General features: G+C 64.6%; 19 protein-coding genes and 2 pseudogenes. 11 read left to right on the top strand and 10 right to left on the bottom strand.

Going from position 1 to position 21,860, the window contains the following annotated elements; genetic code table 11:
• Positions 1-19: 19 nt before the first annotated feature.
• On the bottom strand, positions 20-442 hold the full coding sequence (locus tag ACVOMC_RS13660) for a hypothetical protein (RefSeq protein ID WP_481524377.1): 423 nt from the start codon (positions 440-442) through the stop codon (positions 20-22).
• 360 nt (positions 443-802) lie between these two features.
• A complete protein-coding gene (pstS, locus tag ACVOMC_RS13655) occupies positions 803-1,822 on the bottom strand; it encodes a phosphate ABC transporter substrate-binding protein PstS (RefSeq protein WP_481524376.1) in 1,020 nt (339 codons plus the stop codon).
• A 245-nt stretch (positions 1,823-2,067) separates the two neighbouring features.
• On the opposite strand from pstS, the gene ACVOMC_RS13650 reads away from it, so the two are divergent.
• Positions 2,068-3,378 (top strand): O-antigen ligase family protein, encoded by a 1,311-nt coding sequence (locus tag ACVOMC_RS13650; protein ID WP_481524375.1) that lies wholly within the window; start codon positions 2,068-2,070, stop codon positions 3,376-3,378.
• On the top strand, positions 3,356-4,276 hold the full coding sequence (locus tag ACVOMC_RS13645; protein ID WP_481524374.1) for a glycosyltransferase family 2 protein: 921 nt from the start codon (positions 3,356-3,358) through the stop codon (positions 4,274-4,276). Before ACVOMC_RS13650 ends, ACVOMC_RS13645 begins: the two co-directional genes overlap by 23 nt.
• Before the next feature lie 234 nt (positions 4,277-4,510).
• Here ACVOMC_RS13645 and ACVOMC_RS13640 read toward each other — a convergent pair.
• A pseudogene (locus ACVOMC_RS13640) lies at positions 4,511-4,825 on the bottom strand (porin); the annotation flags it as partial.
• 384 nt (positions 4,826-5,209) lie between these two features.
• On the opposite strand from ACVOMC_RS13640, the gene ACVOMC_RS13635 reads away from it, so the two are divergent.
• A complete protein-coding gene (locus tag ACVOMC_RS13635) occupies positions 5,210-5,971 on the top strand; it encodes a hypothetical protein (protein WP_481524373.1) in 762 nt (253 codons plus the stop codon).
• A 388-nt stretch (positions 5,972-6,359) separates the two neighbouring features.
• Here the strand turns inward: ACVOMC_RS13635 and ACVOMC_RS13630 are convergent, their stop codons facing one another.
• Positions 6,360-7,571 (bottom strand): OprO/OprP family phosphate-selective porin, encoded by a 1,212-nt coding sequence (locus ACVOMC_RS13630; protein ID WP_481524372.1) that lies wholly within the window; start codon positions 7,569-7,571, stop codon positions 6,360-6,362.
• A gap of 591 nt (positions 7,572-8,162) precedes the next feature.
• On the opposite strand from ACVOMC_RS13630, the gene cls reads away from it, so the two are divergent.
• Positions 8,163-9,428 carry a cardiolipin synthase gene (cls, locus tag ACVOMC_RS13625; RefSeq protein ID WP_481524371.1) on the top strand — a complete coding sequence of 422 codons (1,266 nt, stop codon included), beginning with the start codon at positions 8,163-8,165 and terminating at the stop codon, positions 9,426-9,428.
• 501 nt (positions 9,429-9,929) lie between these two features.
• Positions 9,930-12,473, top strand: a complete 2,544-nt coding sequence (locus tag ACVOMC_RS13620; RefSeq protein ID WP_481524370.1) for a cation-translocating P-type ATPase — start codon at positions 9,930-9,932, stop codon at positions 12,471-12,473.
• Positions 12,474-12,661: 188 nt separating this feature from the next.
• Here the strand turns inward: ACVOMC_RS13620 and ACVOMC_RS13615 are convergent.
• From ACVOMC_RS13615 to ACVOMC_RS13600, 4 genes and pseudogenes are all read right to left on the bottom strand, one after another.
• Positions 12,662-12,763: pseudogene (locus tag ACVOMC_RS13615) on the bottom strand (endonuclease III); the annotation flags it as partial.
• Positions 12,764-12,830: 67 nt separating this feature from the next.
• On the bottom strand, positions 12,831-13,466 hold the full coding sequence (nth, locus tag ACVOMC_RS13610) for an endonuclease III (protein WP_481524418.1): 636 nt from the start codon (positions 13,464-13,466) through the stop codon (positions 12,831-12,833).
• A 113-nt stretch (positions 13,467-13,579) separates the two neighbouring features.
• Entirely contained in the window at positions 13,580-13,930 is a 351-nt protein-coding gene (locus ACVOMC_RS13605) for a hypothetical protein (RefSeq protein ID WP_481524369.1), read from the bottom strand.
• Between the two features lie 10 nt (positions 13,931-13,940).
• Positions 13,941-14,723, bottom strand: coding sequence for an enoyl-CoA hydratase/isomerase family protein (locus tag ACVOMC_RS13600; RefSeq protein WP_481524368.1), 783 nt, complete (start codon positions 14,721-14,723; stop codon positions 13,941-13,943).
• A 167-nt stretch (positions 14,724-14,890) separates the two neighbouring features.
• Here ACVOMC_RS13600 and ACVOMC_RS13595 point away from each other — a divergent pair, with 167 nt between their 5' ends.
• Entirely contained in the window at positions 14,891-15,592 is a 702-nt protein-coding gene (locus ACVOMC_RS13595; protein ID WP_054660063.1) for an FKBP-type peptidyl-prolyl cis-trans isomerase N-terminal domain-containing protein, read from the top strand.
• A gap of 22 nt (positions 15,593-15,614) precedes the next feature.
• On the opposite strand, the gene ACVOMC_RS13590 is transcribed toward ACVOMC_RS13595, so the two are convergent.
• Entirely contained in the window at positions 15,615-15,854 is a 240-nt protein-coding gene (locus ACVOMC_RS13590) for a hypothetical protein (RefSeq protein ID WP_241772657.1), read from the bottom strand.
• Here ACVOMC_RS13590 and ACVOMC_RS13585 point away from each other — a divergent pair.
• The 3 genes from ACVOMC_RS13585 to ACVOMC_RS13575 all read left to right on the top strand — a co-directional run bounded on the left by ACVOMC_RS13585 (position 15,750) and on the right by ACVOMC_RS13575 (position 18,418).
• Positions 15,750-16,517, top strand: coding sequence for a CoA pyrophosphatase (locus ACVOMC_RS13585; RefSeq protein WP_481524417.1), 768 nt, complete (start codon positions 15,750-15,752; stop codon positions 16,515-16,517). The two genes, ACVOMC_RS13590 and ACVOMC_RS13585, sit on opposite strands and share 105 nt — an antisense overlap.
• Positions 16,514-17,416 carry a sulfurtransferase gene (locus tag ACVOMC_RS13580; RefSeq protein ID WP_481524367.1) on the top strand — a complete coding sequence of 301 codons (903 nt, stop codon included), beginning with the start codon at positions 16,514-16,516 and terminating at the stop codon, positions 17,414-17,416. Before ACVOMC_RS13585 ends, ACVOMC_RS13580 begins: the two co-directional genes overlap by 4 nt.
• Positions 17,417-17,488: 72 nt before the next feature.
• Positions 17,489-18,418: a DUF1684 domain-containing protein gene (locus ACVOMC_RS13575; protein ID WP_481524366.1), complete on the top strand. Its 930-nt coding sequence runs from the start codon at positions 17,489-17,491 to the stop codon at positions 18,416-18,418.
• Here ACVOMC_RS13575 and ACVOMC_RS13570 read toward each other — a convergent pair.
• Positions 18,403-18,984 carry an N-acetylmuramoyl-L-alanine amidase gene (locus ACVOMC_RS13570; RefSeq protein WP_481524365.1) on the bottom strand — a complete coding sequence of 194 codons (582 nt, stop codon included), beginning with the start codon at positions 18,982-18,984 and terminating at the stop codon, positions 18,403-18,405. The two genes, ACVOMC_RS13575 and ACVOMC_RS13570, sit on opposite strands and share 16 nt — an antisense overlap.
• Before the next feature lie 52 nt (positions 18,985-19,036).
• Here ACVOMC_RS13570 and ACVOMC_RS13565 point away from each other — a divergent pair, with 52 nt between their 5' ends.
• On the top strand, positions 19,037-19,564 hold the full coding sequence (locus ACVOMC_RS13565; protein WP_057505778.1) for an alpha/beta hydrolase: 528 nt from the start codon (positions 19,037-19,039) through the stop codon (positions 19,562-19,564).
• 135 nt (positions 19,565-19,699) lie between these two features.
• The gene (gene rlmKL, locus ACVOMC_RS13560) at positions 19,700-21,844 is read left to right on the top strand and encodes a bifunctional 23S rRNA (guanine(2069)-N(7))-methyltransferase RlmK/23S rRNA (guanine(2445)-N(2))-methyltransferase RlmL (protein ID WP_481524364.1); all 2,145 of its coding nucleotides are present in this window, start codon (positions 19,700-19,702) and stop codon (positions 21,842-21,844) included.
• Positions 21,845-21,860 lie beyond the last annotated feature (16 nt).

The raw sequence follows: 21,860 nt of genomic DNA, 5'->3' as shown, positions 1-21,860 counted from the left end.
TGTTTTTGTTACAGCCTGATTACAGCACTGCAACTATCTGGAATGACCGGTGTTGGCGGCGTGTTGTTGCCGGCGGCGGCGAGGGCGGTGATGCCCGGAATCGCGCGTTGATCGCGGTGCCGGCCGGGGCTGGGGCGTCGCCCGGGAGCGGCGGCGGAGGCACCGGCAATGATCCGGCATCACGGCGCTCCGATGCCGTTTGGGACGGCAGCGTTGCACCAAAATGGGGCAACGATGGCACTTGAAACGGCATCGATGCCGCTTTTTTCGCCATCGATGCCACTTTGACCGGCAACGTTGCCCCTTTTTGGGGCATCACTGCCGCTTTTTTCGGCACGCTTGCCCCTTTTTGGGGCATCGATGCCACTTTTTCAGGCAACGTTGCCCCTTTTTGGGGCAACGATGGCACTTGAAGTGGCAACGATGCCGCTTTTTTCGGCATCGATGAGACTTCTGTCTCAAAACAAGGCGCTTTTCGGCCCTTCAGCAGGGACCGCAACGCGACGCGGACAGCGCCGGTGCCACGAAAAAACCGCCGGGAGCGGTTTTTGACATCGCCGGTCGATGGCCCGAAGGGTTGCCGCCATGGAGGGCGGCAACCAGAACCACCCGTAGCAATTCCTGACATCCCCCAGCGCTGCCCCGAAGGGCGCCGCTGCGGGCGGCGGAAACCAGAACCGCCCCGAAGGGCGGCCTGGTGGTGGATGCGGCGTCCGTGCTGACCCGCCGGGGAAGGGAGAGGGCTTCCCCGGCGGGGCCGGTGGCGCAGGCGGCGAGGGAGAGGGTCTCGCCGCCGCAACACTCAGTAGCGGACGTTCTGCTGCCAGTAGCTTTCGATCTGGCGCACCAGCGAGTCCGGCAGCGGCACGTAGTCCAGCTGGCGGGCCTGCGCATCGCCGTTGGCATAGATCCAGCGGAAGTACTCCACGGCCGCCTTGGCACCCTCGGCGCTCTTGGGCTGCTTGCGCATCAGGATGAAGTTGGTGGCGGTGATCGGCCAGGACTGCTCGCCCGGGGCGTTGGTCATCACCAGGTAGAAGTCGCGGGCGTTGGCCCAGTCGGCGCTGGCGGCCGCGGCGGAGAACGTCTCGTCACGCGGCTGCACGAAGTTGCCGGCGGCATTCTTCATGCGCGAGAAGGTCAGGCGGTTCTGCAGTGCGTAGGAGAACTCGACATAGCCGATCGAACCCTTGATCTGCTTGACGTAGGCGGCCACGCCCTCGTTGCCCTTGCCACCGATGCCGACCGGCCACTGCACCGAGGTGCCTTCGCCCACGGTGGTCTTCCAGTCGCCGTTGACCTTGGACAGGTAGTTGACGAAGTTGAAGGTGGTGCCTGAACCGTCGGAGCGGTGCACGACGGTGATCTTGGTATCTGGCAGGGTCAGGCCGCCGTTGAGGGCGACGATGGCCGGATCGTTCCACTTGGTGATCTTGCCCAGGAAGATGTTGGCCAGGGTCGGGCCGTCGAGTTTCATCGCGCCGGCATCCACGCCCGGCACGTTCAGCACCGGCACCACGCCGCCGATCACCGAGGGGAACTGCACCAGGCCCGAGGCCGCCAGGTCTTCGGGCTTGAGCGGCGCATCGGAGGAACCAAAGTCCACGGTGTTGGCCTTGATCTGGGCGATACCGCCGCCCGAGCCGATGGACTGGTAGTTCACGCGCTTGCCGGTAGCGGCGCTGTAGTCGGCCGACCACTTGGACATGACCGGATAGATGAAGGAGGCGCCGGCACCGGTGATATCGGCAGCGTTGGCGGCGAACACGGAGGACGCGGCGAGGATGACGACAGCGGCGCGCGATTTGATGGCGTGGATCACGAAAGGCTCCTGGGAGGGTGAGGTGCGGTAGGTCCGCCCGGCGCCTATTCCATAACCATTGGATGACAACACCGCGACTGTCATATGACGCGCTGGTGACAGCGATTCATTGCGTCAGAGCGTGTCATGCTAAAATTACCCAAACAACGTGATTTACAAGGTAAGTCTGCCTGAAAGGTGGTCACCGCTGAGAATCGCAGCCCCTTTTTTGGAGCATCTAATGCTCCGCCTTGTGATCCAATTTTTTGAACGAGCTTTTCCTATCCGCCTCCTCCAAGAAACCCTCCGGGCGGTTTCGTTGCTGGCTGCTGGTTGCTGGTCAATGGTGTGCCGTACTGAGCCTGTTCGCCGCCCCCATCAACAAGCCAGCCACGGCTGCACTGGTAATCCTGAGCCTGATTTTTTCTCTCTCAGGGACAGATGTGCGTCACCGATGGAAAACCGCTCTTCGTGAGCCGGTGGTAATCGGCTTTTTCATCTGGTTTGCGGTGTTGTTTGCCAGCGCCATGCACTCAACCATGATGTACGGAATACCGGCCTATCGCGAGTCGGCGCTGTGGAGCTGCATCTATCCGGCCTTGATTGCCAGCCTGCTATCCAGTTCGCGCTGGCGCTGGCGAGCCCTGTTGGCGTTTTCTGTCGCCGCGGGATTGATCGTATTGATTTCGTACCTTATGCAGTTTGGCCTTGTTCCTCAGCGCTCGATAGCCGAAGTAATGCCATCGATGCGCAACACCGTGTTCAAAGAATATACCCAACAGGGCCTGGTCAGCCTGATTCTGATGTCGATTTTGATGGCAGCGGCGCTGAAAACTATTTCTAATGGTAAGCGTGCCGGTCTATTTGTCCTGGCTGCGGCAGTGTTGATCAACGTGGTCCTGTTGGTCCAGAGCCGTACTGCCTATATCGTACTGATTCCGCTTCTTGCGTACTGGCTCTATCGGTTGATCGCACGTCGCCTGACAGGTTGGCGGCCTATCCTATTCAGTGCGGTGCTAGCGCTGTTGTCTGCCTCTGTGCTCTGGTCAACTCCAAATATCCGTGAGCGGATGGTCAGCGCGGTCAGCGAAGAAGTCCATAACTATTTCGCTGCCCAAACGGCGACTTCCAGCGGCATCCGTATATGGCTATGGCAGCATACGCTGACAATCATTGCCGATGCTCCTGTAGTCGGGCATGGACTGAACCGGTGGGGGGTTGTTTACCGGGAGCGGATGCATTCTATTCCCGATTCGGCGCCATTTATCAGCGCACATCCACATCAAGAGTTTTTGCTGATTCTCGCTGAGGAAGGTATGGGCGGATTGGCGGTTTTCGTCGTACTTCTGCTCTGTATTTTTCGATACGCGTCAAAGCTCCCAGATCCGCAGCGAGGAATCCTGACCAGTATCTTGATTATCTATTCCACTGCCGGCTTGGCTAACGGGTTGTGGAGCGACTTCACCCATCGGAATGTATTCATCCTGCTGGTGGCGTGCATGCCGGCAGGGGCATCCGCTGCAGGCTGTATTTTTAAGATCAGGGATCCGCATAATGAATGCAATACCTTCTCTTGATGATGTAACTGTTGTATGTGTCACTTACAACAGCTGCGCCATCCTTCCAGCAATGGCAGACACGCTGAAGCATTTTCACAATGTTGTGATCATTGACAATGGCAGCAGTGACGGTACAGCTGCCCGTGCTTCCGCGCTGATCCGTCACGCCCGAGTCATTATCCGACATTCCAACGCCGGATTTGGTGCAGCCAACAACCAGGCAATGGAGAGCGTTACAACTCCATTCGCGCTGCTGTTGAACCCGGACTGTGCGATTGCCCCTGCTGACGTCCAGCGCCTCCTGGATTGCATGTCGCAATATCCAGACGCAGGTGTGGTGGGGCCTCAGACTTGGCGAAGCGAAGGGCTTCCGCAGATATCACATCGCAATGCGTTCTTCAAACCAAAGGCAAGCAACGCTGATCACGTGCCGGGCCAGGTAATCAATGCCGAATGGATCCATGGCTGTTGTCAATTGATCCGATCGAGTGCCTTCCAACAGATCGGTGGTTTCGACGAGGCCTTTTTCCTCTATTACGAGGATGACGATCTCTGCTTGCGCATAGCGCAGGCAGGCTATCAATGCCTGTTTCAACCCGCAGCCAATGCCTTGCATAAAGGGGGGGCGTCCTCTAGCCCCAGCTTTCGTGTTGATTTCATTAAGCGCTTCCATTATGCACGTTCACGTCAGATTGCTATCCGTCGTTATGTGGGAAGCACGGCCGGTCATTTGCATTCAGCCAGGCTGATACTCGCGACGCTACCGGTGATTCTGATCTACAGCATGCTGCTGCGTCGTCGGGACGTAATTAAATGGGCAGCGTGGGGATCGGCAGCGCTATGCGGGCTGCTGGGGCTGAACCTGCTTCCCGGCAGCGGAAACTCCGCGACAGCATCGACAAGATGCCTGAACTAACGGTTCCAGGTTCACTGCTTCCTTGGTCCGATGCCTCCGCACGAGCCGCTAGGAGACAGTAGGTAACGAGCGTCCGGACAGTTGCTGTTGCCGTCGTTGTTGTGGTTGCGGGCACGGTTGTTGGGATTGGCCGTCACCGGGGACCAAGGAGGGGCGGCACTTCCTCGGAAGTCACCGGCCGGAAACAACGAACGCCCCTTGCGGGGCGTTCGTGTCATCAACTGTGGACCGGGCTTACCAGAAGAACTGCAGGCGGGCTTCCAGGATGTTGGGCTTGTCGCTGACGAAGCTGCGCGCGCTGGCGCTGTACTTCTTGCTGTCGACCATCACGTAGTTCAGCGAGGCCTTGAAGTTGGAGCGCCAGTACCAGTTGGCGCCGACGGTCCAGATGTCCATCTTGCCGCCGAGCACGCCGTCCACCAGCGGTGCACCGCCGGTCACGGCCAGGGCCTTCAAGCCGCCATCGTTCAGATCGATGTGGTCGAAGCGGGCGCCCAGCTGCCACATGCCGCGGCCCGGCTCATCCGGCAGGGCCGTAGGCTGGGTTGGCCGTACCAACCCAGCGCCTTTGCGTATTTCGCGATGCTGGGTTGATGAAGCCAACCCAGCCTACGGAACTGCGAGCAGGTATGGTGTTTCTGCAGACAGACCTGCACGTGCTGCTCGAAACCACGGGACCGGCGCTACAGGTGCTCAATGCGGATGTTCCCGCCCTGTAGTTGAGCGATCGGAAGCACCTCTTCACGCCATCTTGGTGACCAGAAATAGATGCTCCGCGCGTGACCCTCTCACGCCTCGCTCCGCAGTTCACCGCGCATGAGGGGGGAGCCGCAGCAGGCGCGGCAGTCTCCCCCCAGATAGATATATCCACTGCACATCCGTTCGTTGGTGCACTGCGTACACCCCTCGTCGAAACCCACCAGGAGAATCAACATGCGTCTTGGCCGCCATGGTTCCGCCAGCCTCATCACACTATTCGCCGCATCCTTCGTCGCGTCTGCGCAGACGCCCCCCGATGTCGAAGATCTAGTCGGTGCGCGCGGCGCCGGTGGAGAGACCCAGCTGCAGTCGCGCGGTTACGAGCAGCGCGATTCCAATACCGTGCGCGACCAGCGCTTCACCTTTTGGTGGAATGCCAAACGGAGCCAATGCATCTCCGTCTCCACCATGGATGGCCGCTACGCCTCGATCCAGTCCGTGCCGGCCGCCAACTGCGGTGCGTCGGGGAGTGGATCAGGCGTCGCATTGTCGCGTCCGAATCCGTCCAGTGAGCGCGATCCCAATTCGCTCGTGCTGGTCTGCTACGGCGCCGGCACGCGTCCGACGGTAACCAGCGAGCCGAACTACAGCTGGGACGACAAGCGCAACAAGTGGCACGAGGCCGATACCGTGCGCGCCACCACCGAAGGCTTCAATAGCGACGTGCAGATCGAACTGTACGGCGACCACGGCCGCATTCACTTGGGCGCGCCGCTGATTCCGCTGATCAACTCGCATGGCGATCACGGCTGGTGGGACCTGGACAACCTGCAGGTCGGTGCCGACCGTATCACCGCGAGCTATCGCCTTAACGGCATGAACAAACCACGCCTCACTGTCGATCGTCGCTCCGGGCGCATCAACATCGAGGGTGGCACCACCTTCTCGGGCCAGTGCGATATCGGGAACTACGGCGGCGGGCAGCGCCGCTTCTAAGCGGAAGGAACCGGCGCCGCACTATCTTGGTGCGGCGCTCTATTATCGTCCCCGGCAATGTCCGCTCCTGACCGAAAGCGGTCACTAGGCGCCCGTGCTTCTTTCGAGGCGGCGGAGGTTCCGGCGGACAATTTCTGGTTGAAACTCTCGGCGCAGCTTGTGCCTTCAGGAACAGTGATTCTGGAGGTGCAGGGGGCAGTTGCGGCTCCCCCCCAATCGGTACGCGCATCCATGCGGTTGCCGGCGGAGCATTCTTGGTTGCTGGTACGGTGGCTGCGATTGACTGTCACCGAGGACTAAAGGACGAGCGCCACTCCCGCCGAAGCCATCGGCCGCAAACAACGAACGCCCCTTGCGGGGCGTTCGGGGCACTACCTGCGGGCTGGGCTTACCAGAAGAACTGCAGGCGGGCTTCCAGGATGTTCGGCTTGTCGCTGACAAAGCCGCGCGCGCTGGAGCTGTACTTCTTGCTGTCGACCATCACGTAGTTCATCGACGCCTTGAAGTTGGAGCGCCAGTACCAGTTGGCGCCCACGGTCCAGACATCCATCTTGCCGCCGAGTACGCCGTCCACCAGCGGTGCGCCACCGGTCACGGCCGGGGCGCGCAGGCCGCCGTCGTTCAGATCGATGTGATCGAAGCGGGCGCCGAGCTGCCACATGCCACGGCCCGGCTCATTGGGCAGGCCCAGACCCGGGGTGCCGCCCTTGTAGCTCCAGGTTTCGCCGGTTACGTTCCACACGCCGCTGACGTAGAAGCCGTCGCTGGTGTAGTTGTCGTGGTCATAGCGCTTGACCTTGGCGTTGAAATACTCGGCCTGCGCCTTGAACGGGCCCTGCACGTACATGGCTTCGGCGCCGAGGGTGCTGATGCGGTCGCTGTCCTTCATGTCGCCGGTGTCGACCAGACGCACGGTGGCCAGGTCGGCATTGGGACGGGCACGCAGGCGCAGGGTGTCGGCGTCGGTGTCGTAGTCGGCGTAGCTCAGGCCCAGGTGCAGGATGTTGCCCTTCTCGTTGATCGGGGCGAAGGTGCCGCGCAGGCCGTAGCCGCTGCCGTGGGCCAGATCGCGGGTCAGCTCGCGGCCGAAGGCCGAGGCGTTGACCGACCAGTTGCTGTCACCGATGCCATAGCCCACACCCAGGCGGCGGGCGACGGCGAAGGTGTTGGTGACGGTGGCCTTGGAGATGAAATCGTTGTTCTTGGTGCTGGACAGTTCTTCCAGGCTGTTAGGCTGCTTGTACTGGCCCACCTGCAGGTAGTGGCTGCTGTTGCCGCCGAGCTTGTACTTGGCGTTGGTGTCCAGGAACTTGTCGGCCTTGGCGTCGTAGCCGACCACCCACTCGATGTTGCCCGGGCCCTTGCCCTTGAGCACCAGTTCGGCACGGCGCAGCTCGAACTCGCTGTCCTTGCCGTTCTTGCCGGTGTTGCCGTTGAGGTCGGCGCGGTCGTTGTCGAACCAGTTGCCGTCGGCCTGCACCAGACCTTCGAAGGTGATTTCGGAGCCGCCGATGACGTCGATGGCGACTTCCGCGTGAGCGACCGGTGCAAACAGCGCCGCAGCAACGGCTGCAGTGAGGAGCTGGCGATGCAGTTTCATGAGTGGAGGGCCTTGCAGGCGGGTTGAGGATGCAGCGAAGGCTAGGGCGTAAAGATTGCGTAAATGTGACAGTTCGGCAACGCCGCGCGTCCCCGCCGGACAGGCGCCACGGTATTGGGACGCGTCGCTGTTACCGCGCCGTGTCGCGCAGATGGCAGTGATACCTGCGCATTCAGCGGGAGCAATGCGGGCATTGCGCGGGGAGCGGGCGCCGCCCGGCGCGCCCGGACACGGCACGCGAGCAGAGGGCTACAGGTGCGCGGCGCGCGGAAACGTCGGAAGGCGAGGCGGGACCCGTCCCATCCGGTCGACAGCGGGCCGGGGGGATACCGTCCGGGCGGCCGCCGGGAACGCTATGCCCCCCGTTGGGTGGCTCCGCCAGCGACGCTCCTGGCTGTTGCAGCCCTGCCATCCGGGCGGACCAGACGGCATCCCCCGACAGCGGGGACGGAGCTCTCCCTGGCGTGCAAACAACCGCCGGGTTTCGGTTCGGCACCGGGCGGCTTCACGCACAGCTGATCCGGCCTGCAGTTAGTTTGTCGGCTTCACACGTGGGACTGCCCCATGGCCAAACGCTGGAGCCGAAAACGCATGGTCTGGACGATCGTGACCACCGCCCTGATTACGCTGCTGTTGGCGGTGGTGGCGATGAACTTCAAAACCTCGGAGAAGAAGCTCGAGCGCAGGATCGAGCATCTGTACGCGGCCGACAGCCCGCAATTCCGCAGGGAAATGGGTGTGTTGCTCGGGCCCGGGCTGATACCGGGCAACCGGGTCACCGATCTGGAAAACGGTGACGAGATTTTCCCGGCGATGCTGGAGGCGATCCGCTCGGCGCAGAAGACGATCACTTTCGAAACCTATATCTATTGGTCCGGGCAGATAGGCCAGGAGTTTGCAGATGCCCTGGCCGAGCGCGCCCGCGCAGGCGTGCAGGTCAAGGTGATGGTGGACTGGGTGGGCAGCCTGAAGATGGACACCCGTCTGCTGGATCAGATCCGCGACGCCGGCGCCGAGGTGCACCAGTACCGTCCGCTCAAGTGGTACAACCTGGGCCGTCTCAACAACCGCACCCATCGCAAGCTGCTGGTGATCGACGGCAAGCTGGGTTTCACCGGCGGGGTGGGCATTGCCGACCAGTGGAGCGGGCATGCCCAGGACGGCGAGCACTGGCGCGATATGCACTTCAGGATAGAAGGCCCGGCGGTCGCGCAGATCCAGGCCGCCTTCAACGACAACTGGATCAAGACCACCGGCCAGGTGCTCAACGGAGCGGACTATTTTCCGCCGCTTGTGCCTGCCGGGGAGATGGACGCCCACATGTTCGTGGCATCGCCTGCCGGCGGCAGCGAGAGCATGCATCTGATGTACCTGATGGCCATTGCGGCGGCCGAGCGCACCATCGACCTGCAGGCGGCATATTTCGTGCCCGATGAGTTGATCATCAAGGCGTTGATCACCGCCCGCCACCGGGGGGTACGGGTGCGCGTGACCTTGCCCGGCAAGCACATCGACTCCGAGACCGTCCGCCTGGCCTCGAAGGCGCATTGGGGCGAGCTGTTGCTGGCCGGCGTGGAGATCTACGAATACCAGCCCACGATGATGCACAACAAGTTGCTGATCGTGGATGGGGTGATGAGTTCGGTGGGGTCCACGAACTTCGATGTACGCAGTTTCCGGCTCAACGACGAAGCCAGCCTCAACGTGTACGACGCCGCCTTCGCCGCACGGATGACCGACGTGTTTGATGCCGACCTGGAGCACACGGTGCGATACACCTACGCCATGTGGGAGCAGCGGCCCTTGAAGGAGAAGTTCATGGAGAAGTTCATCCTGCCGATCAAATCGCAGCTGTGATCCGGCGGCCGCTGTTGCGGCGCCGGTAGGCACTGGCGGGTCCCTGGGGCGCTTTGCCTGGGGCGCCCGGGGGGGATGTGCCGGTGGCTTCGTCTGGAGGAGCTGCTGTCCGGCTGGGGATGAGGGGGCCGGGATGATCGGTAGGAGAGCGGCGCAGAGGGGGAGGCCGCGCCCGACCCACCGCAGACCTCCGGAACCCCCGGATTCTTGATCCGGCCCGTCCTCGGGAAAGGCCGGTGGTGGGTTCGCGTGGGAAGGCGGTAAGGCGCTCAGCTTGTGCTGCGCGGATGAGGGGGATTCAGGCAGATACCCGCTCGTTGCTCGCGAGCGGTCGGCTCACACCGTTGGATCGTGCGGCGGAGTGGATACCCTCCCGCCATGGCATTGGCCTTTACGGCACAATGGATTTGCCTGTGTGCCTGTTCACCTGCGACATGACCTGCAAGGCGGGTCGTAGAGTGATGGGGACGACGCAATCAAGCTTGCCGGGGAATTCAGCGGATGAACGCAACGCGCCCACCCTCGAACCGGGATCTGCAAGGCCTCAGTGGCGAAGAGGCCGCGCGCCGGCTCGCCATGGACGGGCCCAATATGCTGCCCGGCACCCGCCCCAAGACGTTCATCGGCATTGTCCTGGGGATACTGCTCGAACCGATGTTCCTGATGCTGCTCGTCGCCGGCGTCCTCTATCTGCTGCTGGGGGATACCGCCGAAGCGATCTTCCTGTTGAGCTCTGTATTTGTCGTGATTGGCATTACCGTGATCCAGGAGCGCAAGACCCAGCGTGCGCTTGAATCCTTGCGCGATCTGTCGGCGCCACGCGCCCTGGTCCTGCGTGATGGCCAGGAATTGCGCATCCCCGGCCGGGAGGTCGTCGTCGGTGATCTGCTCATCCTGCATGAAGGCGACCGCATTTCTGCAGATGCGTTGTTGATCGATGGCCAGCTGGATGCCAACGAGTCGCTGATATCCGGTGAGGCGGTGCCCGTGGCCAAGTTGCCCGGGACCGCCAGCAACCAGTTGTTTGCCAGCACCCTGGTAACGCGTGGCGTGGGCCTGGCCGAGGTCACCGCGACGGCGGCGGCGACGGCGGTCGGGCGCATTGGTGAGGCGCTGGCGGCGACCGAGGAACCACGCTCCGGCCTGCAACTGGCTTCGCGCCGGCTGGTGCGCAATCTGGCTGTGGGGGGGCTGATCCTGGCAACGGTGTACTTCCTCGTGAACTGGCTGTGGGATGCGCACGGACTGGTGGAAAGCCTGCTCGCCAGCACCGCCCTGATAATGGCCATCCTGCCCGAGGAGATTCCGGTCATCCTGACCGTGTTCCTTGCGCTGGGCGCGTGGCGGATCTCGCAACGCAAGGTGCTGACCCGGCGGGTCCCGGCCGTCGAGGCGCTCGGTGCCATCTCGGTGCTGGCGGTGGACAAGACCGGCACGCTGACCGAAAACCGCATGCAGGTTGCCGAACTGCGGCGGGAAGATGCGACGTTTGTCAGCGCCGGGGCCGAGGCGCTCGCCGAGCCGTTCCACGAACTGGTGGAATTCGCGATGCTGGCGACCCCGGTCGATCCCTTCGATCCGATGGAAAAGGCGATCCAGCAGTTCGGCATGCATTGGCTCAATGGCAGCGCGCATGTGCATGCGGAGTGGTCACCCGATTTCGAGTATGGGTTGTCGCCCGAGATTCTCGCGATGACGCGTGTCTTCCCGGTCGGAGGCGCCGCCGCGCAACACATGCTGGCGACCAAGGGCGCGCCCGAGGCGGTCGTGGATCTGTGCCATCTGGATACCGCCGGCGCGAAGAGGATACTGGTCCAGGCCGAAGCTATGGCCGCGCGCGGCCTGCGCGTGCTGGGCGTTGCACGTGGACGCTGGCAGGGCGGGACGCCGCCGCACAGCCAGCATGATTTCGATTTCCAGTTCCTTGGCCTGCTCGGCTTTGTGGATCCACCGCGTCCCGAGGTGCCGGCGGCGATCGCCGAGTGCCGTGCGGCCGGCATCCGCATCATCATGCTGACCGGCGACCATCCGGCCACCGCCATGGCGATCGCTCGTGAAGTGGGTCTTAGTGAGCGTGCGGACGTCATCACCGGTGCCCAGATCGATACGCTGGATGATCCGGCGTTGCTGGCGCGCTTGCGCCATGTCGATGTGTGCGCGCGGCTGAAGCCGGTGCAGAAGCTGCGGCTGGTCCGTCTGCTGCGCGAGGATGGGGAGGTGGTTGCCATGACCGGCGACGGCGTCAACGATGCGCCGGCGCTGAAAGCGGCCGATGTCGGCATCGCCATGGGCAAACGCGGCACCGATGTCGCGCGCGAATCGGCATCGCTGGTCCTGCTGGATGACAGTTTCGCCAGTATCGTCGAGGCGATCCGCCAGGGACGACGCATCTACGACAACATCACCAAGGCGACCCGCTTCGTGTTTGCGGTGCATATGCCGATCATTGCGCTGACGCTGGTGCCCTCGCTGCTGCACTGGCCGGTGATGCTGATGCCGGTGCACATCGTCCTGCTGGAACTGCTGATCGATCCCTCGTGTTCGATAGTGTTCGAAGCCGAGCCGGAAGCCGAGGATGTCATGCAGCGTCCGCCGCGTGCCTTGGCCGAATCACCGTTTGCCGCGGGAAATATTGCCGTTGCCATCGTGCAGGGCATCGGCGCTGCCATGGTCCTGCTGGCCGGCTATGGCAGCATGCTCAGCGCGGGTATCGATGTGACGCACGGCCGCACGGCAGTCTTCATCGCGCTCATCTTTGGCCTGTTCGCTCTGGTCCTTGCCAACCGTCATCCGGATCATTCCCTGGTTGCGCGCGGCCACATGCGCAACCGCTGGCTCAGGCCGATGTTCCTCGGCGTCCTGCTGCTGCTGACATTGGCGATCAGCGTGCCGTATCTGCGCCACATCATGGGTCTTTCGATGCCGACCCCGGTGATTGTGGCCGGCGCGGCGATCATGCTCGCACTGACCTTCATCTGGCTGGAAGGATTGCGCCTGGCGCTGCGACTGTCAGCCCGTCTCAAGGCAACTCCCCTTGCACGATAGATCCGGGGATCGTGCGCGTCGGCGGCACGCCGCTGTCCTTGAATGGACACAGCTCATGGGTCACTTACGCGCCGTAGCCCGGTTCTCGTGCCTTGCACACGTAGCGGTCATGCAGGATCAACCGGCCCTCGGTGACCGACGGGTGCCATGACGAAGGGGCCGCGCCTGCGGCCGGCGGGGTCACCGCGTCAGGCGGCGGTTTTGTCCTTGAACTGGCACAGATTATGGATCACGCACTGGACGCAGTCCGGTTTGCGTGCCTTGCAGACGTAGCGGCCATGCAGGATCAACCGGCCCGCGGTGACCGACGGGCGCCATGACGAGGGGGCCGCGCCTGCGGCCGGCGGGGTCACCGCGTCAGGTGGCGGTCTTGTCCTTGAACTGGCACAGATCACGGATCACGCACTGGGCGCAGTCCGGCTTGCGTGCCTTGCAGACGTAGCGGCCATGCAGGATCAACCAGTGATGGGCGTCCAGAAGAAACTCATCGGGAATGACCTTCATCAGCCCATCCTCCACTGCACGCACGTCCTTGCCGGGCGCCAGCCCGGTGCGGTTGGACACACGGAAGATATGCGTGTCCACCGCCATCGTCGGCTGGCCGAAGGCGGTGTTGAGCACCACGTTGGCGGTCTTGCGGCCGACGCCGGGCAGGGCTTCCAGTGCGGCGCGATCGGCCGGCACCTCGCCGTCATATTTCTCCACCAGCAGGGCGCAGGCGGCGATCACGTTCTTGGCCTTGGCGTTGAACAGGCCGATGGTGGCGATGTAACGCTTGAGCCCATCCTCGCCCAGCGCGAGGATGGCCTGGGCGGTGTTGGCGACCGGGAACAGCTTGCGCGTGGCTTTGTTCACGCCCATGTCGGTGGCCTGCGCGGACAGCGTGACCGCGACCAGCAGCTCGAACGGCGAGCTGTACTCCAATTCGGTCTTTGGATGCGGATTGAGTTCGCGCAGACGCGTGAACATCTCGCGCACCTGCTCGCGGCTCATGCGCTTGCTGGCGCGGGGTGCAACAGGCGTCTTCGCCGTGGCCGTGGATTTTTTCGCCCCAGCCTTGCTCACCGCGATTTTCTTCGCCGAGGCTTTCTTGATGACCGCTGTGCTCATGCCGACGGGCTCCCGCCGGCACGGGCCTTGGCGCGGGCGAGGATGGCGGCGGCGGCCGAGGGCAGCGCCGGTTTGCTGTCGGGGGCCGGTAGCGGCGCACGCCGGGCCTCGCGTTCGGCGGCGCGTCGAGCCAGACGTGCCGTGCGGGCGCGATAGCGTTCACGGGCGGCCCAGGCGCGTTGCAGGCGCTGTTGCGCTTCGATAAGTACCTGCGACTGTGCGGACGTGAGCGCGGCCTTGCCGGGTTCCGGAACGTAGTCCATCAAACCGGCACGTACAGCGGCGTCCAGATCATCGGCCAGCACCAGATCCAGCAAGTGTTGCGGTGAAACGGGGGATGCGGACATCGAGGGCGGCTCAGCGGTTCTGGAATTCCGGCTTGCGGCGTTCGAGGAAGGCGCGGGTGCCTTCGCGCATGTCCTCGGTGGAGAACACCAGACCGAACTGGGCGCTCTCGTACTCCAGCCCTTCGCCGATCGCGCATTCGCCACCGACATTGATCGTATCGAGAATGCCGCGCAGGGCCAGCGGCGCGGCATGGGCCAGCTGGGTGGCGATCTTCAGGGTTTCCGCTTCCAGTTCCGCGGCCGGTACCACGCGGGTGAGCAGACCCAGCTGCTGCGCGCGGGTCGCATCAATCGGCGCGCCCAGCAGGCACAGTTCCAGTGCGGCCGCGCGACCGGCCAGACGCAGCAGACGCTGGGTGCCGCCAAAGCCCGGGACCAGGCCGAGGTTGATTTCCGGCTGGCCGACCTTGGCGCTGTCAGCGGCGATCCGCAGATGGCAGGCCATCGCCAGCTCCATCCCGCCGCCCAGTGCGAAGCCGTTCACCATCGCGATGACCGGCTTGTTCAGACGCTCGATGCGGCGCATCAGCTGCTGCCCGACCAGCGAGAAGTCGCGGCCCTGCACCGGAGTGAGTCCATTCATCTCCGCGATGTCGGCACCGGCGACGAACGCTTTGGGGCCGGCACCGGTGAGGATGACCACGCGTACCTCGTCCGCTGCCGCGGCCTCGGCGAAGGCGGCGTCCAGTGCTTCCAGGGTCTGCCGGTTCAATGCGTTGAGCTTTTCCGGGCGCTGCACGGTGATCGTGCGGATCAGGCCCTGGGTGTGGATCGAAACCGGCGCCTCGGACATCGGCTAACTCCTGAGAAAAGTTAAAAAAATGTGATTGCGGAACTCTTTTTACCGCCGACTGTCTGAGCAACTGTGATCGGTGGCGGTCCGCGTTTGTGACCGCTATCCTAACCCGTCGCCTCAGGCGGCATGGTTGCCCTGAGACATCCTTCCTGGAGAACTGTTTGATGAAGTTGCGTTCTATCGCGGTGGCCGTGGCCGCCCTGGCCCTGACCGGCACTGCAATCGCCCAGGACGTTTCGTCCGAGAAGGGCAAGCTGAGCTATTACTTCGGCTACGACTACGGCAACAACCTGGCTGAGCTGACCGGCCGCGGTGAGCAGCTGGACATCGCTTCGGTGGTGAAGGGCCTGCAGGATGCCTACGCCAAGAAGCAGCCGGCCATCACCGCCGACCAGCTCAAGCCGGCCGTCGAAGCCTTCCAGAAGCGCGAGCAGGCCCGTGCCCAGGCCGCCAAGGCCGAGTACGAAAAGGCCGCCGCGGAAAACAAGACCCGCAGCGACCAGTTCATGGCCGCCAACAAGGCCAAGGCCGGCGTGCAGAGCCTGGCCAGTGGCGTGCAGTACCGTGTGATCGAAGCCGGCAACGGCGCCAAGCCGACCCAGGCCAGCACCGTGGCGCTGGAAGTGGCCGGTCCGTTCCCGTACGGCCAGCGTCCGACCGAAGCCCGCCCGGCGCAGTCGATCCCGTCGATCAAGGTCAGCGAAGTTGAAATGGCCGCCATGCGCGAAACCCTGCTGCAGATGCCGGCCGGCGCCAAGTGGGAAGTGACCCTGCCGCCAGAAAAGGCCTACGGTGCCGATCCGCGTACCCCGTTCCCGCCGAACGTGGCCGTGCAGTTTGAAATCAAACTGGTCAGCGTGAAGTAAGCGCACCGCCAGTGGAGCAACGTCAATTGCGCCGGTGCGAAAACACCGGCGCAATTTTTTTTGCGGAATCGGTAGCATCGGCCGGTCCCCAACCGCGATAGGCTTGGATGGTGCGTTTGTGATGGATGCTGTACGTCGTGTCGTACCCAGTCCCTGCATTGGAATCTGCGTTCTCGATGCCCACGGTCACTGCCGCGGATGCGCCCGCCGTGGCGATGAGATCGGGGCCTGGCTGCAGATGGATGACGCCATGCGCGAGCATCTGATGGAAGCCGTATTGCCGGGGCGGATGATTGCGCCCGGATCGCTCGCGGCGCGGCTTTCCGATCCGGTGCGGTTGTTGCGCGCACTCGAACCGCTGAGCGCGGCACCCGCCGGGCAAGGCTGGAATCACAGTGAACTGGCCGACATCCTGCCGCCCACGCCGCCGGTGGAAGCGGCCGTGCTGGTCGGGCTGATGCCGCGGCCGCAGGGGGTGCAGCTGCTGTTGACGCGGCGGACCGAACATCTGCGCCACCACGGCGGCCAGGTGGGACTTCCCGGTGGCCGGATCGAGCCGACCGATCGCAATCCGGTCATGGCCGCGATCCGCGAATGTGAGGAGGAGATCGCTCTGGCGCGCCGACAGGTGCAAGTGCTGGGCTATCTGGACCCGTTCCTCACCATTACCGGTTTCCGGGTAAGTCCGGTGGTGGCCGTGATCGATCCGGCGTTCGTGGCGGTGGCCGACCCCTCCGAGGTGGCCGAGGTGTTCGAAGTGCCGTTTGACTTCCTGATGGACCCGGCCAACCTGCGCCAGGTCCCGATGGAGTACAGCGGCCGCATGCGCCACGTGCTGGAATACACTTGGCCGGGGCAGCGTATCTGGGGGGCGACGGCCGCCATCCTCTACAACCTGCGTTGTCGACTGGAGCAAGTGCCATGAAGTTGAGCGATCCCCCCTGGACCACGCTGGTGGATGTCGATTCGCTGGCGGCGCGGCTGCGCGCTGACGGACTGCAGCTGGTTGACGCGCGGGCCACCGCAAGCACCGCGCTGCGTCTGGTGGATGCGCGCTTTTCGCTGGCCGATGCGCACGCAGGCGCTGCCAGCTATGCGGCCGGGCATCTTCCCGGAGCGGTGTACGCCGATCTCAACCGTGATCTTTCCGATCTGGAAAAAAAAGGCCATGGCCGGCATCCCTTGCCGGACAGCGCGGTGTTTGCCGCGACCCTGGGCCGCTGGGGCATCGGACCGCAGACGCAGGTGGTGGTCTACGACGCGGCTGACGGCAGCATGGCCGCGGCCCGGTTCTGGTGGCTGTTGCGCCTGATCGGCCACCGCCATGTGGCGGTGCTCGATGGCGGTGTTGCGGCCTGGCAGGCTGCCGGTCTTGGACTGGAACGTGAGGTGCCCGAGGTTGCGCCGCTGGGGCCGTATCCGGGGCAGTTCGACAGCGCGCAGATCGTCAGCGCCGAGGAGGTGGCCGCGCGGCTGGCGCAGACGCCGGGCTGGCTGATCGACGCGCGTGCGGGCGAGCGCTATCGCGGCGAGGTGGAGCCGCTGGATCGCGCCGCCGGGCATGTGCCCGGGGCGGTCAATCGTCCGTTCGGGATGAACGTGGGCGATGGCCGGTTCCGGCCGGCGGCAGAATTGCGCGCCGAGCTCGAACCGCTGCTGGCCGGTCATACGCCGGCCGAGCGGGTGGCGATGTGTGGTTCCGGGGTCACCGCCTGTCATCTCGTGCTGGCGTTCGAGATCGCCGGTCTGAGCGGCATGCGGGTGTTCAGCGATTCGTGGAGTGGCTGGTCCAGCGACGTGTCGCGACCGGTGGCGACCGGCTGAGCCAGCGCGCAGGAGGGCCGGTCCGCGGGGAGGTGGGCCGGCATGGCAAGGGGCAGGGGGCAGGGGAGTGGGATGCGTTTGCGGATGAGCACAGCGCTGGTGGTGTTGGCACTGGCATGCAGCGGCTGCATGCGCGGTGGCTCGGCTGCGGCCGATGGCGACTCCCAGCGCTACGCGCGCGAAATCGAACAATGGCGGACGCAGCGGCTGGAAGCGTTGCGCGCGCCCGACGGCTGGCTCAGCTATGCCGGTTCCGGGCGGCTGCGACCGGGGCGTTATCGCATCGGCAGTGCGCCCGGCAGCGAGGTGCGGCTGCCGGCCGGGCCTTCCGTCCTGGGAACGTTGACGCTGGGCAGTGATGACACGGCCCATATCCAGGCCGGCGCTGGCAGCACGGCGACGCTGGACGGAAAGCCCCTGCAGCACGCGGAACTGATCCCGGCGGTGGTGGGCGGGGCTGCGGCCAGCCGTATCCGCCTGGGAGAGACGGAGTTCTATCTGGTGCGCACCGGCAATGTCTGGGGCTGGCGCTATCGCGACCCCGGCTCGCCGTATCGACGCAACTTCGGGGGAATAGAGCACTTCCCCGTGGCGCCGCAGTGGCGCGTGCGCGCGCGCTGGCACCCGTACAAGACGCCGGAGGATGTGGTGCTGCTGACCTCCATCGGCACGCCGTTGCCGGCCCAGGTGCCGGGCGAGGCCCGTTTTGAAATCGACGGCCGCAGCTATCGCCTGCGCCCGGTGCTGCAATTGCAGGAAGCCGACGACAAGCGCCTGTTCTTCCTGTTCTCCGACCGCACCAGCGGCCGTGAAACCTATGGCGGCGCGCGCTATCTGTCCGCGGCGAGCCCGCACGATGGCACCGTGGTGCTGGATTTCAATCGCGCCGAGAACCCGCCCTGCGCGTTTACCCCGCATGTGGTGTGCCCGGTGGCGCCGCCCGCAAACCGGCTGGATCTGGCCGTCACCGCGGGCGAAAAGGTCTATCAGGCGCGGGACTGAGCGGGCAAGGGATGCAGCGCGACGGCCTGCAGCACCTGCGGCCAGGGAAACCGCGGGCCAGGATCGCGCTTGCGGGCCACGCTCAGCGTGGCATCGTCGCTGGCCTCCACCTGTGCGGTATCCAGCTCCTCATGCCCGGCAATCCAGCGCAGCGAAGGCAGCGCCGTGGACAGCCAGTGCAGCAGTGCGATCAGGGCCTGGATCTGTGCCGGCGTATACGGCTCCTCCATGGCCTGGTGGCGCGAGTCGAACCAGTGCGGGTACCGCCCGGTATTGACCAGCTCGATGCCGACCGAGCGCGGGTTCATGCCACGCACGTGGTGCGCCACCCGTTCCAGCGCCACGTATTGCACGATGCTGCCGTCGCGATCGATATAGAAGTGGCCGCTGTTGCCGCTGCCGTTCTCATACAGTGCCCGCTCGCCGTATTCGCGGGCCATCACCAGATCGGGCAGCTCGGTGCAGTGGATCACCACCAGGTCGACGTCGGACAGCGCCCGTCGCGCGAGGACGGACTCATACGGCAGTGGCGCGGAAACAATGACGGGAGCAGGGGGCGCGGACATCGGTGGATGCTAGCATTTGCACCATGACTTACCCCGTATCCGGCAGGGCGCCATGAGCCGCGGCCACTGCATTCTTTCCCACGGTTTCGAGAGCGGCCCGGACGCGACCAAGGTCACCGCGCTGGCCGAGGTGGCCGAACGACTGGGCTTCAGTCATGAGCGCCCGGACTACACCGATCTGGATGGCCGCCAGGACATCAGCCGTGTCGGCGATGTGCCCGCGCGCCTGCAACGGCTGGTCCAGCTGGCCGGTGACGCGGCCACCCGCGGGCCGGTGGTGCTGGCCGGCTCCAGCCTGGGCGCCTATATCTCGGCGATCGCCTCGCTGCAGGTACCCACGCGCGCGCTGTTCCTGATGGTTCCCCCCACCACGATGGGGCCGATGCCCGCCCTGGACGCGGCCAAGGTGCCGATCAGCGTGGTCCACGCCTGGCATGACGAGCTGATCCCGGCCGCACAGGTCATCGCCTGGGCGCAGCAGCGTTCGGCGCGGTTGCTGATGGTCGATGACGGCCACCGTCTGGCCCGCCATGTGCAGGCTTCGGCACAGGCCTTCGAGAGCCTGCTGCGCGGGCTTTGATGCCTGCCGCCACGGCCCGTGAGGGCGGCGGCGGCGACAGTTGCCTACAATGGCGGCCTTGGATTCCGGTTTCCGGGTGCGCAGATGGCGTGCCCGCTAGGTGTCCCTCCCTTTTCCGACAGTCGATCCGATCCCGTGAAATTCTTTGTTTCCTGCGCCAAGGGCCTGGAGTACCTCCTTGCCGACGAACTGCTGGCGTTGGGCCTGCCCGTCGCCACCGCCACCATCGCCGGCGTCAATGCCGAAGGCCAATTGCGCGATGCGCAGCGCGTGGTCCTCTGGTCACGACTGGCCAGCCGTGTGCTGTGGCCGCTGGCCGAGTTCGAATGTCCGGACGAGGGCTCGCTCTATCAGGGCGTGGTGGTGATGCCGTGGGAGGAGCACCTGCATTCGGATCTGACTCTGTCTGTGGACGCGCACGTCTCCGGTACCGCGATCACCCATGCGCGCTTTGCCGCGCAGCGGATCAAGGATGCGGTGGTGGACCGTCTGCGCGGGCAGGGCCAGGAGCGCCCCTCGGTGAATACGGAATTCCCGGACGTGCGCATCAACCTGTCCCTGCGCAAGGGCCGGGCGACGATCTCGATCGATCTGAGCGGCGGTCCGATGCACCGGCGAGGCTGGCGCAACGCGCAGAACGAAGCGCCGCTGAAGGAGAACCTGGCCGCGGCGGTGCTGCTGCGTGCCAACTGGCCGAAGATCCACGCCGAAGGGGGCGGCCTGCTCGATCCGATGTGCGGCAGTGGCACCTTGCTGATCGAAGGCGCGCTGATGGCCGCCGATGTGGCGCCGGGCCTGCAACGGCACGGCAGCCTGCCGCCGAGCCGCTGGCGGGGGTTCGATCAGGCGCAGTGGAAGGAATTGATGGCCGAGGCGCGTGAGCGTGAGCGCATCGGGCGCGCGGCACTGAAGCAGGTCATCCACGGCAGCGACAACGATCCGCACGCGATCCGCGCAGCCAAGGAGAACGCGGAAGTGGCCGGGGTCGCCGAGGCGATCTGGTTCGGTGTGCGTGATGTGGTCGATCTGCAGGTACCGCCGCAGGCGACCGGCTGCGTGGTCTGCAATCCCCCGTATGACGAGCGCCTGGCCGCGGACAACGCGCTGTACCGCCAGCTGGGTGATGCGCTCAAGCGCGCGGTGCCGCAGTGGCGGGCGAGCCTGCTGTGCGGCAGCACCGATCTGGCTTTCGCCACGGGCCTGCGCGCGCGCAAGACCTACCAGCTGTTCAACGGCGCGATCGAGTGCGCGCTGATTGTCTGCGATCCGATCGCGGTGCCCAGGCGCGAGAGCGACGGCCAGCCGCGCGAACTGAGCGAGGGCGCGCAGATGGTGGCCAACCGTCTGCGCAAGAACGTCAAAAAGTTCAAGAACTGGCTCAGCCGCGAGCAGATCAGCTGCTATCGCGTCTATGACGCGGACCTGCCCGAGTACGCGGCGGCGATCGACGTCTATCAGGAAGATGGCGGCCAGCGCCGCACGTTTCTGCATGTGCAGGAATACGCCGCGCCGGCGGAGATTCCCGATGTCGACGTGCGCCGCCGTCGCAACGAGCTGCTGGCGGCCGCGCGCGAGGTGTTCCAGGTGCCGGCCGACCAGGTCGCACTGAAGTCGCGCGAGCGTGGCAAGGGCGGCAGCAAGTACGGCCGTTTCGAGCAGCGCGGCGAGTTCGTGCTGGTGCGTGAGAACGATGCGCTGTTGCGGGTGAACTTGTTCGACTATCTGGACACCGGCCTGTTCCTGGACCATCGCCCGCTGCGCTGGCACATGGCCCAGGAAGCCACCAACAAACGCTTCCTCAACCTGTTCTGCTACACCGGCGCAGCCACGGTGCAGGCGGCGGTGGCCGGTGCGGCTACGACCACCAGTGTTGACCTGTCCGGTACCTACCTGCAGTGGTGTGCCGACAACCTGGCCTTGAACGGCAAGGGCGGCAGCCAGCACCAGTTGATCCAGGCCGACGCCTTGGCCTGGCTGGAAGCCGAGCGGCACCGCTTCGATGTGATCTTCTGCGATCCGCCGACCTTCTCCAATTCCGCCCGCGCCGAGGACTTCGACGTGCAGCGCGAGCATGTGCGCCTGCTGCGTGCGGCGGTGGCGCGTCTGAGCCCGGACGGCGTGCTGTATTTCTCCAACAACTTCCGTCGCTTCAAGCTCGATGAGGACGCGATCAGGGAATTTGCCGCGTGCACGGAGATTTCAGCCCAGACCATCGGGTTGGACTTCGAACGCAACGCGCGCATCCACCGGGCGTGGGAGCTGCGACGTCACGGCGCCTGAGCGGCCGCCCGTCCGG

This window comes from Stenotrophomonas sp. STEN014 (genome assembly GCF_056760315.1).
This window is presented reverse-complemented; position numbering and strand designations above follow the sequence as displayed.

Excerpts from the sequence above, each read along its gene's own strand:
- ACVOMC_RS13575 (WP_481524366.1), top strand. The coding sequence starts at position 17,489 with ATGCGTTTGCGGATGAGCACAGCGCTGGTGGTGTTGGCACTGGCATGC.
- nth (WP_481524418.1), bottom strand. The coding sequence starts at position 13,466 with ATGAGCCGCGAGCAGGTGCGCGAGATGTTCACGCGTCTGCGCGAACTC.
- ACVOMC_RS13660 (WP_481524377.1), bottom strand. The coding sequence starts at position 442 with ATGCCGAAAAAAGCGGCATCGTTGCCACTTCAAGTGCCATCGTTGCCC.
- ACVOMC_RS13645 (WP_481524374.1), top strand. The coding sequence starts at position 3,356 with ATGAATGCAATACCTTCTCTTGATGATGTAACTGTTGTATGTGTCACT.
- ACVOMC_RS13595 (WP_054660063.1), top strand. The coding sequence starts at position 14,891 with ATGAAGTTGCGTTCTATCGCGGTGGCCGTGGCCGCCCTGGCCCTGACC.
- ACVOMC_RS13570 (WP_481524365.1), bottom strand. The coding sequence starts at position 18,984 with ATGTCCGCGCCCCCTGCTCCCGTCATTGTTTCCGCGCCACTGCCGTAT.
- ACVOMC_RS13590 (WP_241772657.1), bottom strand. The coding sequence starts at position 15,854 with ATGCTCGCGCATGGCGTCATCCATCTGCAGCCAGGCCCCGATCTCATC.
- ACVOMC_RS13565 (WP_057505778.1), top strand. The coding sequence starts at position 19,037 with ATGAGCCGCGGCCACTGCATTCTTTCCCACGGTTTCGAGAGCGGCCCG.
- cls (WP_481524371.1), top strand. The coding sequence starts at position 8,163 with ATGGTCTGGACGATCGTGACCACCGCCCTGATTACGCTGCTGTTGGCG.
- ACVOMC_RS13605 (WP_481524369.1), bottom strand. The coding sequence starts at position 13,930 with ATGTCCGCATCCCCCGTTTCACCGCAACACTTGCTGGATCTGGTGCTG.
- ACVOMC_RS13630 (WP_481524372.1), bottom strand. The coding sequence starts at position 7,571 with ATGAAACTGCATCGCCAGCTCCTCACTGCAGCCGTTGCTGCGGCGCTG.
- ACVOMC_RS13620 (WP_481524370.1), top strand. The coding sequence starts at position 9,930 with ATGAACGCAACGCGCCCACCCTCGAACCGGGATCTGCAAGGCCTCAGT.
- ACVOMC_RS13580 (WP_481524367.1), top strand. The coding sequence starts at position 16,514 with ATGAAGTTGAGCGATCCCCCCTGGACCACGCTGGTGGATGTCGATTCG.
- ACVOMC_RS13600 (WP_481524368.1), bottom strand. The coding sequence starts at position 14,723 with ATGTCCGAGGCGCCGGTTTCGATCCACACCCAGGGCCTGATCCGCACG.
- ACVOMC_RS13635 (WP_481524373.1), top strand. The coding sequence starts at position 5,210 with ATGCGTCTTGGCCGCCATGGTTCCGCCAGCCTCATCACACTATTCGCC.